Genomic DNA, 11,661 nt, shown 5'->3' on the forward strand with positions numbered 1-11,661 from the left:
AGCGGTTCTTAGCTTGCTGGGCCGGGCGGTGCCGCTAGCGGATCGCATTCTCTGTGCCGGGCTGGGCCTGCCGCCCACGTCGTCTCCGTAAAGGCAGACCGGACCGGTCCCTTTCGGCGGGGTGTATCTCGGAGAAGAGGTCTTCGCAGGTAAATACACTGTGCCCGCTGCGAGGTAACACGCCGCGACTCGCGCCATGACTGGACAGGTCTCGGCTGTTCAGGGACGGCTTGTCAATGATGGCCATGATCACACGGCTAAGGCTCTCAGGACTGATCGGCTTCCCGCACTGGACAATGCTGCCGAAACGCGATGGATCGCACTCCTTGCTGCAAGGCTGAACAGCGCCTTCGCGCTCGGCGTTGTGGACGCTCTTTCCATACCCAATGTTACGCAATTTGATAGCCGGATTCGTGCGCAACGTCTGCTTTCTGGCAGTCCCTAATTGCGCTTAAATGTCCGACTTTAGGCGCGAAGCGGCTATTCGCGGCTCGCCATCTGGAAGTCGGGTCACCTTGCATCGTCCCGACTGCCTTCAATGCCTGAGAAGGGGCTGATCGTTGAGAGTTTGACCCCTCAAAGCCACTCCAGGCGCCGGCCGTCCAGCCTGAGCACGCGGTCCTGCGGCACTTCCATGCTGACCGCATCTTGTTCGGACATCCCCAGCACGAAGCGGAACAGCGCGCGCATGACGCCGCCATGGGTCACGCAGACCGTCTGGCGATCGAGCGCGTCGAACCACGGCTTCACCCGTTCGAGCAGCATCTGATAGCTTTCGGCGCCCTCGCCGGGCGGCTGGAAATTCCATTTGTCGAGGCGGCGTTGCCTGGTTGAACCGGGATTGTTCGCCTCGAGTTCGGCAAAGGTGAAACCCTGCCAGTCGCCAAAGCTCAATTCTACGAGCAGCGGCTCGGTACGATAGGCATGCGGATCGAGCTTCATCGCCGCGCGCAGGCGCTCCATCGTCTCGCGCGTGCGCCGCATTGGGCTGGCAACAAAGTCGAAATCTTCGGGCTTGTCGATGAGGTCGGCCAGCCTACGCCCGTTGCGGCTAGCCTGCTCGCGGCCAAGCTCGTTGAGGTCGGTATCGGCCTGCCCCTGCAGCCGGGCCTCGGCGTTCCACGCCGTCTGGCCGTGGCGCACGATATAGACGAGCGGGTACATCAGGTCTTCCGGAAGAGATCAGGCGGTGGCGTCAGTCCTTGACCGTCGAAATATCCGGCGCGTCGACCGCCTTCATGCCGACGACATGATAGCCGGAATCGACATGATGGATCTCGCCGGTGACGCCGCGCGAAAGGTCGGACAGGAAATAGACGCCGGAATCGCCAACTTCCTCCTGCGTGACCGTCTGCTTCAACGGCGAATTGTATTCGTTCCACTTCAGGATGTAGCGGAAGTCGCCGATGCCGGATGCGGCAAGCGTCTTGATCGGGCCGGCGGAGATCGCGTTGACACGGATCTTCTTGGCGCCGAGATCGACGGCCAGATAGCGCACGCTGGCTTCGAGCGCCGCCTTGGCGACACCCATGACGTTGTAGTGCGGCATTACCTTTTCCGCGCCGTAATAGGTCAGCGTCAGCAGCGAGCCGCCGTCGGTCATCAGCGCCTCGGCACGTTTGGCGATGGTCGTGAAGGAATAGACCGAAATATCCATGGTACGCAGGAAATTGTCGCGCGTCGTCTCGACATAGCGACCGGTCAGCTCGTCCTTGTCGGAAAAGGCGATGGCGTGGACGAGGAAATCGAGCTTGCCCCAATGGCTGGCGATATCGGCGAACACCGCATCGAGGCTGGCCGGGTCGGTCACGTCGCAATGGCCGGCGACATGCGCGCCCAGTTCGGCCGCAAGCGGCTCGACGCGTTTCTTGAACGCCTCGCCCTGATAGGTCAGCGCGATCTCGGCGCCGTGGTCGACACAGGCCTTGGCGATGCCGTAAGCGATCGAGCGATTGTTGGCGATGCCAAGGATAAGGCCGCGCTTGCCGGCCATAAGGCCCCGTCCACCCGCCATGTCAGCGCTCTCCGCAAGGTTCTCTACGTTGTGGAGTGCCTATCGCACAGCCACAGTGCCCCTTCAAGCGTTCAAAGCGGACAGTTCGGGGGACAAAGCCGCTGGTCTACAGAGCCGCGCATCCTTTGGACGCGCAAAGAATGCTGTAGCACGTTGACCTTGCAGTCGTGGGCCAGTGGAAAGATCGGACACTTGGTATCGGTGTGGCACGGCCGAAGATGACCCTTTGGCCCGTGGCCGAAGTCACGCTCATGACCCAACTCAGACAATGGGACCGCTTACATCGAACGACCGCTGGTGTCGCTACCGAGTCCTTCCGTCACAGCAGAAATCCCGTCTCGAATCCTTTGCCACGTGTAGGTTTGACCTTACGGAAGCCGAGAATTACAGATAGACTTATATTAGTGGATGATATATTAGCGTACGGGGACGCGAGGGGCCGCTAGTGTACTCGGATGGCCATCCTTTCCTTAGATTGATTGGGCCATTCGCGATTGAGAGCGCGGACGGCGCGGACGTCACGCCGCATGGCAGACGGTCTAAAGCGCTCTTGGCCATGCTCGCTCTGGCACCCAACGGTACGCGGAGCCGAAAATGGCTGCAAAGCAAGCTCTGGAGCACTCGCGGCGAGGAGCAGGGTGCAGCAAGCTTGCGGCAGGAACTGTCCGAGGTTCGGAAGTCGCTCCGCAGCGCCGGCCTTGATCTAATCTCGACCGATCGTGATGTGGTTCGACTCGACGTCGCTTCGATCGGCATCGATTTGAACGATCCGCCCGAAGGCTCTGCCACGCGTGATCTGCTTGAGGGCCTCGATATTCGCGATCCAGAGTTCGAGGATTGGCTTCGTGAGCAAAGAAGCCAATGGCCCCGGCCACGCACAGTGACAGCAAACGTCTCTCCTGTTGCCGCGGCAGATCAGTTGTCCGGACAGCGAAGCGCCTCACTTCTGAATTCGTCGCGGCTATGCTTGGGCCTGCTTCGCGATGCCAGGTGGACGGAGGGCTCCGCTAACAGGGCCGTCAGCGACCTCGTCCTGGATCTGGTGGTTCGATCGATCCTGAATTTCGAAGTGGTCGACGTCGTGGATTTTCAAGCGCAGGGACCGCTGACCCAAGCGCCTGACACTGCGCTACCAGACTGGCTGTTGCAAACCAGGGCAACGGTGATGGGCGACAGCGTGGGCCTGACATTTGCATTGATTGCGCCCGGTGACAGCCGGCTCTTGTGGTCGCATACGGATTTTCTCGAGCTGGCCGACCTGACTGGCCCGACGAGCCTGAAGCTGATGTCGTTGGTCAATCAGATCGTATTTTCGATCCTCGAATTCGTTCTCGATCCTAAGTCCATCCGCGACGAGCCCCGACACCGGGCGTCTCGGCTTGCATTGACAGCGCTGCGACAGGTATTCCGCATGCGCGATACGGACCTAGATTCGGCGGAGCGCATGCTCGCTGAAGCATATGAGCTCGACCCGCGTAGCACGTATCTGGGGTGGCAGCTGTTTGTGTTTGTCACCCGCTTTGGCGAGAGACGGGTCGGCCGCTCGGACACCTTTCACGATCAGGTTCGGGAATGCGCCAGTCGCGCCGTCGAAGTGGCCCCCTTCAATCCTATCACCCTGGCGTTGGCCGCTCATGCCCATTCGTTCGTCTTTCGTGAATACGCACAGGCACTGGAACTCGCCGATCGAGCGATAGCCGCTAACCCGCTACAAGCCATTTGCTGGGACATGCGTGCCTTGACGCTCGGCTATCTCGGCGAGGTGACGCGTGGCTATGAGGATGCGATGCGCGCACGTGCACTGGGCGGGCCTCCCCTGTATCGTTACTGCATCGATACCACGTGCTGCATCTTGGCAACTCTGAACGGGCGCTTCGAGGAGGGGATACGTCACGGCGAGCGTGTCCTTGCGCAGCAACCCACATACCTACCCGCTTTGAGATACTCGGCTGCCTGCCACGGGCATCTGGGGCAGACTGTGGAAGCAGTTCGAACTGTCGAACGCTTGCGCGCCTGGGAGCCGGATTTCTCGCTCGAGCTGCTTTCAGAGGAGAATTATCCAATTGCAGGCGTACTCGGAGTTTCGGTTATCAAGAGCGGGCTGTCGCGGATAACGCTGCCAAGGTACGCACCCTAGCGTTGCGCACCGCAGGCGTCACGTCGAGGCTCCGACCACCAGTTTGGCGCGGATCGAATTAGAAGCTTTAGTTGAGGGTGGACATGATGTCGATAATTGATCTTAATAACAAGTTGTTTAACGCCCGCTTCTTAGTCAGTGGATCGGACATAAGGCAATATCCACTGATATTGGGTGACGCAAAACCTGAAAAATCTCTTGAGGAATACATCAAAAATAAAGGCGGCGAAAAACTGCATCCTTTCGTGTCTATGATGACCAAGAGCAGCCTTCTGTCGATTCAAGAAGAGCAGATCGTGATAACGATTTCTGATGACCCTGTGGAGGGTGTCATGCGCCTTTCGCCAGCCTTCCGGGCGGGGCCGAGCGCAGGTCGAGGTCGAGGCAGGGGCAGAGGGCGCGGACGAGGACGGGGACGCGGCAGGGGGCAAACGGCTTTCGAAACTGGCGAGGAGGCTTTGCCGGCGTGGCATGACAAGCGCGCCTTGCACAGGATCGGACTAAGCGTCGCCAACAAATATCTCGGCGCGATCTGGGAGGACATTCTTATCGATCCCCCGCCCGGACCTTCAGAGAGCCTCAGGGAGACAGAAGCGCTTATCGATCTGCAGAAGAGGAGGGAAGGTGACCCGCTGCGGCGCGAGGAGATCGTCCGCCAGGCATCGTTCGGGATTTTGGACTACACGGCACCGCTCGGAATAGACACTCTCGCGGGCTTCGAGGGGACATGCGCATTGATTGTTGCGATCCTTGAACTCACGGAGGAGATCGGGCTCAACTACAAAGATCGATTCAATCGGCCACGGCCCAACATCATTGAGCCGAGGCTGCGGCCGGCGCTTCCGGTTCCTTCGCACGCTTCCTACCCGTCCAACCATTCATTTCAGTCATTTGCGGTGGCGAACGTTCTGCAACGGATGTTGCCCGAGCACGCCGGCGTAACCGCGCTTTATGAGCGCGCCCGCCGGGTGGCCGAGAATAGGGAATGGGCCGGGCTGCACTACGCCAGCGACACCGATGCCGGCGAGGAACTGGCTGCGCGCATTTCTCCGTATTTGGTGGACGCGATGGATGAAACGATCCGACGCGCCCAGAGCGAATGGTAGGTAGGTGCCATGACGGACGACATCAAGAAGGGCGAAGGCCATCTTTGTTATGACTGGTATCACTACCTGTGGCACCTGATCGCAATCGGCGCCTTACGTGATCGTCCGCGCATCCCTGAAGCGCGGTTGCCGCACGAGGCCGCATACCTGCTGGAGGCCGACGCCTGGGATTTGTTGGGTACTGACAAGCCCGGTTACGGCGAGGTCATTGCCCAGATCGATACGGGGGTGAACTCAAGCCATCCCAATCTCGAGCCTCGTATCCGCGCTGCGGTCAGCTTCGCCGCTCACCCTTTCGGGTTGAGTTACGTCACACCCAAGCAACCGCCCGTCTTGCGAGGGCCGGAAAAAAAGCAGAGCAAGAGCTTTGTGAGCGACGATACCTGGGCATGGGCGGCAGGCCTGATCAAATCGAGAAACAATGCGCAGGAAGTCGAGGTTCAGAAATCGCTGCTTCGAGCACTGAAAGATGGGCGCGGCGTAATTCAGGAGACTGCTGAGACCTCGCGTATGCGCTACTCAGCGCACGGGACCGCCTGCGCTGGGCTGATGGTCGGCGCCCCTGCGGCCTCGCCCGCGAAGTTGAGGCAATTTAGCAACGGTGAAGGCGCAATACCTTATTGGGGGGTCGCCCCAGGCGCTGAACTCCTGCCGATCGAGATTTCAGCACGGCCCGACGCAGCGCAGCTCATTCTGGCGTTCCTCTATGCCCGCGACCAGAAGGTTTCAGTCATACACTTTCCCCGGGAAGTACCCGATCCATGGCGAGCGCACCGTTCCTATTCTGGATATGGCGACAGCAGATATACTTCGGTCGAACAGGCAAAGCCAATTTGGGATTATTTCGAGAAGGTTTTCGAGGCGATCAGCGAGGAAATCCCCATCATCTGCGCAGCCGGCAACAATGGCTACGACCATCTGATTTACCCGGCGAGCAAGGCGGGCGAAAGCAACGGCGTGGTTGCGGTGGCGGCCGCCACCTATCTGGCGAGACGTTCAGCATATTCCAACTACAGCGGCGATCCGACCGACAATTCCGTCACCATTTCCGCGCCGTCCGACGACCAGGAGGTGTTTACGCGCTGCCAAATACGACTGGACAGGGAGTCGCCGCGTTCACGTGACCACAATTTCGAGATCTACGAGAAGCTCCCCCAGGTTGAATACGCGCCACAGGGCGTGCTCACCACCGACATCCCGGGCCACCACGGCTATTCCGGCGGACAGCTGGAAGGGATCCAGCCACCGGGCGTCGAAAGCAGAGACCGCGCCGGGCTCTACACGGTATTTGGCGGAACATCTGCAGCCTCGGCCATCGTCGCGGGAGCAGCCGCTTTGTTGCAGTCGAAACATCGCTCCACCGGTAGGCCGCTCAACGGCATAGAGGTTAAGGCGAAGATGAGCCAGTCGGGCGCAAAGGAGGTTTCATGGGCTTGGCTTGAAAAAGCTGACGTTCCGATTCTACCGGACAGCCCTAATTGCGAGAGAAGGGTGCCTTCGTTCGATCAGCAGTTTGGAGCGGGGCTGCTTGACCTCCGTAAGTTGCTGAGCTGAGGGTCCCGCCGAATTTGACTAAAAAGGTCGGCTGCAAGCCGCTAAAGCAGGGCCCGAATGGATTTCTGACGTAATTCTGACGTGCCCGCCACGGCGGGCTTACGATCCGCCTACGCCGTCCAGTCATATTCGAGCGACGTTTGAAACCGCTCGGGGACCGGACTCCAATGCATCCGATCACTGCCTATACGAATTCACAGACTGACCGCGTGCTCCCGTCATTCGGCATGGGTGAAACGAAATTCCAGCGCGCCATCGCCACGATCATGTTTACCGACGTGGAGGACTCGACCGGCTTGGCGAGCGCGCTTGGCCTGGTCGAAACCACGCGGTTCATGATCGAGCACTTCACGTTGACCCGCCAGGTCGTGGTGGCCCAAGGGGGGATCGTCCAAAACTTTACAGGCGACGGCGTGCTAGCTCTCTGGCTGGGGAGCGAAATGACGCCCAGCGAAACGGCGCTAAAGGCGCTGGCCGCCGTCGCGGAACTGGTACCGGAAATCTCGCTCGGCAACGCTTGGAAGCGCTCAATGGGCTCCCTGTCGCGCCGCATCAGGATCGGCCTACACTCCGGCGAGGTGATGTTCGTCAACGATCGCCAGTGGGATTTCTCTTTTCTGGTCGGCTCGGAGGTAAATTTCGCCCGCCACGTCGAGCAGGCTGGCAAGAGGGAGAATGGCGCAGGCGTCGACGCGCTGGTGATGGTCAGCGGTGCGACCCTCCACCTTGCTGGCCTGGCGACTGCATCGATCGACCCCTACAAGCTTGTGCGGCTAACCCCCGCCGAACTGGCTCATCGCCAGTCGGTCGACTGGCGTCGGCCGTGTTCGCGAAGCAGAACTATGGCGCGTGCAAATGTCGGCCTTTGAGGCGTTAGCTGACGTTGAACCTACTTCGGCCAAATAGCGGCTCCTGGCGCTGGTTGCTCGTTTCCTGTCGATAATCGACGGCATGAAACCACTCATGCCCGCTTTTCGCACGCGGTATCAAGCGCTGGCCTTTTCGACCGTCAGCCCTTTCGCCGGCGCATCAGCGCCTCGAGCTCGGTGTCGCCGCCTTCCGGCAGCATCAGCCGCACATGCGCGTAGAGGTCGCCGTGACCGCCGGCCTTTTCCGGCAGGCCCCTGCCCTTCAGCCGCAGAACCTTGTCCGAGCTCGACCAAGGGGGGACATTGACCGCAATCCTGCCGGTCGGGGTTTCGACCGCCACCTTGGCGCCATGCACCGCATCGGCCAGTTCCACCGGCAGGTCGACATGCAGGTCGCGGCCCTCGACGCGGTAGCGAGGGTGCCGGCGAAAGCGGATCTTGACCAGTGCATCGCCCGGCTGCCCCGGCCCTTGCTCACCCTGGCCTTTCAGGCGGATGGTCTGGCCGTCCTCGACATAGGCCGGCAGCTTGACCGCCATCTTGCGGCCGTCGGGGAACATCGCCGTCACCTTCTCCGCGGTGGCGGCTTCCTCGATGGTGACGTCCAGCGTCACGTTCAGATCGGCGGCGGTCGAGGCCTGACGGCGGCCGCCCGTGCCGGCGCCGCGCTGCTGGGTGAAAGCATCGCCGAAGATCTGGCTGAAGATGTCGCTGTTGCCGTCGAACGGATCACCGCCGGGACGGCCCGTGCGGAATTCGAAATGCGCGCCGCCCGGCCCTTGCTGCCGGCGGAAACCGGCGAAAGGATCGGCGCCGCCAGTCGCGCCTTCGAACCCCTGGAACCGCGGTTTGCCTTCGGCATCGATCTCACCGCGATCGAAAGCCGCCCGGTTCTTCTCGTCGCCGACGATCTCGTAAGCCTGGTTGGCGGCGGCAAAACGCTCCTTTGCCTTGGGATCCGGGTTCTGGTCCGGATGATACTTCTTGGCGAGCTTCCGGTACGCCGATTTTATGTCCTTGGCCGATGCGTTCTTGGCAACGCCCAGCACCTCATAGGGGTCGCGCATGCTTACTGCCCTGGAGAAGGAGTGGAACCATGATCGCCTCCTATATGCGCTTGCATAGGAAGAAATTCCAGTGGGTTACCGCCACATCGGCGAAGGAAAATCAGAGCGCCTTGAAGTCCTGCATTCGCCAGGCGCTGCCACCGACCAGGCATACTTCGCCTTTGAACAGCGCGACGCCGTCGAAGCTTTCGCGCGACGCTGTGAAGCGACGGCATGTCTCGCCGTTAGCTCTGAATTCTGCGAGCTCGGTGATGGAGCCGCGTGAGCCGGTGTCGGCATTCGCCCAGGGAACGGCCTGCCCGGCCAGTTGCTCGACGTCGGCGGAGGACACGGCGTTGCGGATCGTGGCCTGGTCGGAAGCGCGGTCCTGATCGAGCGGCGTGACCGAGGCCGGCGTGCTCGAGGTCAGCACCGAGCGGTCGACCTCCGCCTGTTCCAGGCTGAAGCCGCCACCGCCACAGGCGACAAGCGGCAGGACGATTATCACGATCATGGCTTTGGCGCTGGCCGAAGCGATAACGCTCCATTGCCCACTGTCAAAAGCTTGCGCGATACGCGACAATCGGCAATCTCCCCAGCCGGCGACAAATTTGGGAAAACTATGAGCGAAACCGGGTTAACAAGCGGTGACTTTACCGAGGCGGCGGAGCCGTTCCGGCTTTTTGCGGCGTGGCTCGACGACGCGACGAAGAGCGAGATCAACGACCCCAACAGCGTGGCGCTGGCGACGGTCGATGCCGAGGGCATGCCGAACGTGCGCATGGTGCTGCTCAAGGGCTTCGATGAGGGCGGCTTCGTCTTCTACACGAATTTCGAGAGCGCCAAGGGCCGCGAGATCCTGGGCAGCATGAAAGCGGCGATGTGCTTCCACTGGAAATCTCTGCGCCGGCAGGTGCGGGCGCGCGGCCCGGTGGAGATCGTCACCGACGCCGAAGCCGATGCCTATTACGCGACCCGCCCGCGCGGCAGCCGCATCGGCGCCTGGGCCTCCAAACAGTCGCGGCCGCTGGAAAGCCGCTTCGCGCTGGAAAAGGCGGTTGCCGAATATACGGCGCGCCACGCGATCGGCGACATTCCGCGGCCAAAACACTGGTCGGGCTTCCGCATCGTGCCGCAGACCATCGAGTTCTGGCACGACCGTCCGTTCCGGCTGCACGACCGTGTCGTCTTTTCGCGCAACGCCGAGGGCGGCTGGGACAAGGTGAGGCTTTATCCGTAGAAAACGATGCCGCGCCGGCCGCCGATCCGCCGCGGCATCGAGGGCGTGACTGGAATGGTGCTGATCGGGCTCGGCATCCGGATCGCGACCGAGCACCGGTGACGGTTGAGTGGTTCTTGACGAACCACTTTGGTTCACACTCATCATAGTGAACCAGAAGAATGTGACCATGACCGCTTTTACCGTGCGCGTTCCAGACGAAACTGCAGACAGGTTAGGCCAGCTTGCAGAAAAGCTCGACCGCTCGTGCTCCTATGTGGCTGCGCAGGCCATCGAGGATTTTGTAGCCAGTGAAGAATGGCAACTCGCCGAGGTCGAGGCAGGATTGGCTGACGCCTCGCGCGGCGATTTTGCCAGTGCCGGCGAGGTGAAGGCGGTTGTCGGGAAATACGTAAAGTCCACCCGCCAGGCATAAGCCACCCAATTCCCACTATCACGATCTCGTGTGCGTGAAACGTTCCAGCTTGCCGCAACGAACCAGGAAAGGGCTCAACGCGCCGCTGGCGCAAATTCAGGAGGAAGCAATGCATTCACTCAGGTTGGTCACGATGGCCGGTCTTGCCTGCCTTTTCGCTTCGCAAGCCTTTGCGGAGGACGCGATGGGGACAATGACGGTGATGAAGGGTGGGGAGGTCATGGCGATCATGCCCGATGGGCATATGGGCACTATGATGCCCGACGCGAAGATGAGCGCCGAAATGATGAAAATGGCGAAACCGATCAAGCATTGCATGATGTTGATGACCGACGCCAAAGGCAAGACATTCATGATCGACACGTCTTCGGCAAAGGCCCAGGCCGAATGTAAAAAAATGGCGATGTGACAAAGAGATCGTGGCAAGAAACCCGCCGGTTGTTGCCGGCGGGTCCACGATGCGAGACAAGGCCAGAAGGTCTAGGCCTTTTTCCTGGTCATGAAGGCCGTCAAGGCTGCGCGGGCCTCGTCGGATTTGAGCCGCTCGCGGAAATGCTGGCTTTCCTGGCCGATGCGCTCGACAAGGGCGTCGCGCGAGCCGCGCATCAGGTCGCGCGCTATCTTCAGCGCTTGCGGCGGCTTGGCGGCGATCTGGCCCGCCGCCGCCAACACCGATGCTTCGAGTTCCCCCTCCTCGACCACCTCGTAGATCAGCCCGGCGGCCTTCGCCCGCTCGGCCGAAAAGCCCTCGCCGAGGCCAAGCAGCGCGAAGGCGCCTTGGCGGCCGAGGATCTGCGGCGCGAGCAGGCTCGAACCGGCCTCCGGCACAAGGCCGAGATCGACGAAGGGCGTCCGGAATATTGTGCGCGGCGTGGCGAAGGTCAGGTCGCAATGCAGGTTGAGCGTGGTGCCGATACCGACCGCAATGCCGTCGACGCCGGAAACCATCGGCTTTTCCACCTTGGCCAGCGCCATCAGGAAATCCCAGACCTCGGAACCGCCTTCGCCGCCCGAGGCGACGACCATGAAATCGGCAAGGTCGTTGCCGGACGAGAAGGCACCGGGCACGCCGAGAAAGACATGAACACGGATCGCCGGATCGGCGTCGCCGCCGGCAAGAGCCGCCGACATCGTCGCGTACATGGCGCGGGTCAGGGCGTTCTTCTTGTCCGGACGGTTGATGCGGATGATCTGGATGGCGCCCTGGCGCTCGACGAGGATGTGGTCTGTCACGGATTCGTCCTTTGTGAATTTCGGGCCTTTGTGAATTTCGGCGCGTG

General features: G+C 61.1%; 12 protein-coding genes. 7 read left to right on the plus strand and 5 right to left on the minus strand.

Features of this window, described 5'->3' with window-relative positions:
* Positions 1 to 576: 576 nt before the first annotated feature.
* Together NKH13_RS27330 and fabI are read right to left on the minus strand one after the other, a co-directional pair.
* Positions 577 to 1,164 carry a histidine phosphatase family protein gene (locus NKH13_RS27330; protein WP_352720577.1) on the minus strand — a complete coding sequence of 196 codons (588 nt, stop codon included), beginning with the start codon at positions 1,162 to 1,164 and terminating at the stop codon, positions 577 to 579.
* Between the two features lie 31 nt (positions 1,165 to 1,195).
* Entirely contained in the window at positions 1,196 to 2,014 is an 819-nt protein-coding gene (gene fabI / locus NKH13_RS27335) for an enoyl-ACP reductase FabI (protein ID WP_031211054.1), read from the minus strand.
* Positions 2,015 to 2,570: 556 nt separating this feature from the next.
* Here fabI and NKH13_RS27340 point away from each other — a divergent pair.
* The 4 genes from NKH13_RS27340 (at position 2,571) to NKH13_RS27355 (ending at position 7,680) form a co-directional block, all read left to right on the plus strand.
* On the plus strand, positions 2,571 to 4,151 hold the full coding sequence (locus NKH13_RS27340) for a hypothetical protein (protein ID WP_352915777.1): 1,581 nt from the start codon (positions 2,571 to 2,573) through the stop codon (positions 4,149 to 4,151).
* An 83-nt stretch (positions 4,152 to 4,234) separates the two neighbouring features.
* Positions 4,235 to 5,257 carry a phosphatase PAP2 family protein gene (locus NKH13_RS27345; RefSeq protein ID WP_352720581.1) on the plus strand — a complete coding sequence of 341 codons (1,023 nt, stop codon included), beginning with the start codon at positions 4,235 to 4,237 and terminating at the stop codon, positions 5,255 to 5,257.
* Positions 5,258 to 5,266: 9 nt separating this feature from the next.
* Positions 5,267 to 6,811, plus strand: coding sequence for a S8 family serine peptidase (locus NKH13_RS27350; protein ID WP_352720583.1), 1,545 nt, complete (start codon positions 5,267 to 5,269; stop codon positions 6,809 to 6,811).
* A 167-nt stretch (positions 6,812 to 6,978) separates the two neighbouring features.
* Positions 6,979 to 7,680, plus strand: coding sequence for an adenylate/guanylate cyclase domain-containing protein (locus NKH13_RS27355; RefSeq protein ID WP_352489592.1), 702 nt, complete (start codon positions 6,979 to 6,981; stop codon positions 7,678 to 7,680).
* A 140-nt stretch (positions 7,681 to 7,820) separates the two neighbouring features.
* Here NKH13_RS27355 and NKH13_RS27360 read toward each other — a convergent pair whose 3' ends face one another.
* Together NKH13_RS27360 and NKH13_RS27365 are read right to left on the minus strand one after the other, a co-directional pair.
* The gene (locus tag NKH13_RS27360; RefSeq protein WP_352720587.1) at positions 7,821 to 8,747 is read right to left on the minus strand and encodes a DnaJ C-terminal domain-containing protein; all 927 of its coding nucleotides are present in this window, start codon (positions 8,745 to 8,747) and stop codon (positions 7,821 to 7,823) included.
* A 100-nt stretch (positions 8,748 to 8,847) separates the two neighbouring features.
* Positions 8,848 to 9,309, minus strand: coding sequence for an RT0821/Lpp0805 family surface protein (locus NKH13_RS27365; RefSeq protein ID WP_352720589.1), 462 nt, complete (start codon positions 9,307 to 9,309; stop codon positions 8,848 to 8,850).
* 39 nt (positions 9,310 to 9,348) lie between these two features.
* On the opposite strand from NKH13_RS27365, the gene pdxH reads away from it, so the two are divergent.
* The 3 genes from pdxH (at position 9,349) to NKH13_RS27380 (ending at position 10,790) form a co-directional block, all read left to right on the plus strand.
* Positions 9,349 to 9,966, plus strand: a complete 618-nt coding sequence (gene pdxH / locus NKH13_RS27370) for a pyridoxamine 5'-phosphate oxidase (protein ID WP_292663882.1) — start codon at positions 9,349 to 9,351, stop codon at positions 9,964 to 9,966.
* Between the two features lie 169 nt (positions 9,967 to 10,135).
* Positions 10,136 to 10,381, plus strand: coding sequence for a CopG family ribbon-helix-helix protein (locus tag NKH13_RS27375; RefSeq protein WP_352915782.1), 246 nt, complete (start codon positions 10,136 to 10,138; stop codon positions 10,379 to 10,381).
* A gap of 133 nt (positions 10,382 to 10,514) precedes the next feature.
* Positions 10,515 to 10,790: a hypothetical protein gene (locus NKH13_RS27380; protein ID WP_023674100.1), complete on the plus strand. Its 276-nt coding sequence runs from the start codon at positions 10,515 to 10,517 to the stop codon at positions 10,788 to 10,790.
* A 71-nt stretch (positions 10,791 to 10,861) separates the two neighbouring features.
* Here NKH13_RS27380 and NKH13_RS27385 read toward each other — a convergent pair whose 3' ends face one another.
* The gene (locus NKH13_RS27385) at positions 10,862 to 11,614 is read right to left on the minus strand and encodes a crotonase/enoyl-CoA hydratase family protein (protein WP_352720591.1); all 753 of its coding nucleotides are present in this window, start codon (positions 11,612 to 11,614) and stop codon (positions 10,862 to 10,864) included.
* Positions 11,615 to 11,661 lie beyond the last annotated feature (47 nt).

The organism is Mesorhizobium sp. M1348 (assembly GCF_040317925.1).
Lineage (GTDB): Bacteria > Pseudomonadota > Alphaproteobacteria > Rhizobiales > Rhizobiaceae > Mesorhizobium.

What these genes read in the sequence shown, in the direction of transcription:
- NKH13_RS27330 (WP_352720577.1), bottom strand. Translation starts at nt 1,164, where the DNA reads ATGTACCCGCTCGTCTATATCGTGCGCCACGGCCAGACGGCGTGGAAC.
- fabI (WP_031211054.1), bottom strand. Translation starts at nt 2,014, where the DNA reads ATGGCGGGTGGACGGGGCCTTATGGCCGGCAAGCGCGGCCTTATCCTT.
- NKH13_RS27340 (WP_352915777.1), top strand. Translation starts at nt 2,571, where the DNA reads ATGCTCGCTCTGGCACCCAACGGTACGCGGAGCCGAAAATGGCTGCAA.
- NKH13_RS27345 (WP_352720581.1), top strand. Translation starts at nt 4,235, where the DNA reads ATGATGTCGATAATTGATCTTAATAACAAGTTGTTTAACGCCCGCTTC.
- NKH13_RS27350 (WP_352720583.1), top strand. Translation starts at nt 5,267, where the DNA reads ATGACGGACGACATCAAGAAGGGCGAAGGCCATCTTTGTTATGACTGG.
- NKH13_RS27355 (WP_352489592.1), top strand. Translation starts at nt 6,979, where the DNA reads ATGCATCCGATCACTGCCTATACGAATTCACAGACTGACCGCGTGCTC.
- NKH13_RS27360 (WP_352720587.1), bottom strand. Translation starts at nt 8,747, where the DNA reads ATGCGCGACCCCTATGAGGTGCTGGGCGTTGCCAAGAACGCATCGGCC.
- pdxH (WP_292663882.1), top strand. Translation starts at nt 9,349, where the DNA reads ATGAGCGAAACCGGGTTAACAAGCGGTGACTTTACCGAGGCGGCGGAG.
- NKH13_RS27375 (WP_352915782.1), top strand. Translation starts at nt 10,136, where the DNA reads ATGACCGCTTTTACCGTGCGCGTTCCAGACGAAACTGCAGACAGGTTA.
- NKH13_RS27380 (WP_023674100.1), top strand. Translation starts at nt 10,515, where the DNA reads ATGGCCGGTCTTGCCTGCCTTTTCGCTTCGCAAGCCTTTGCGGAGGAC.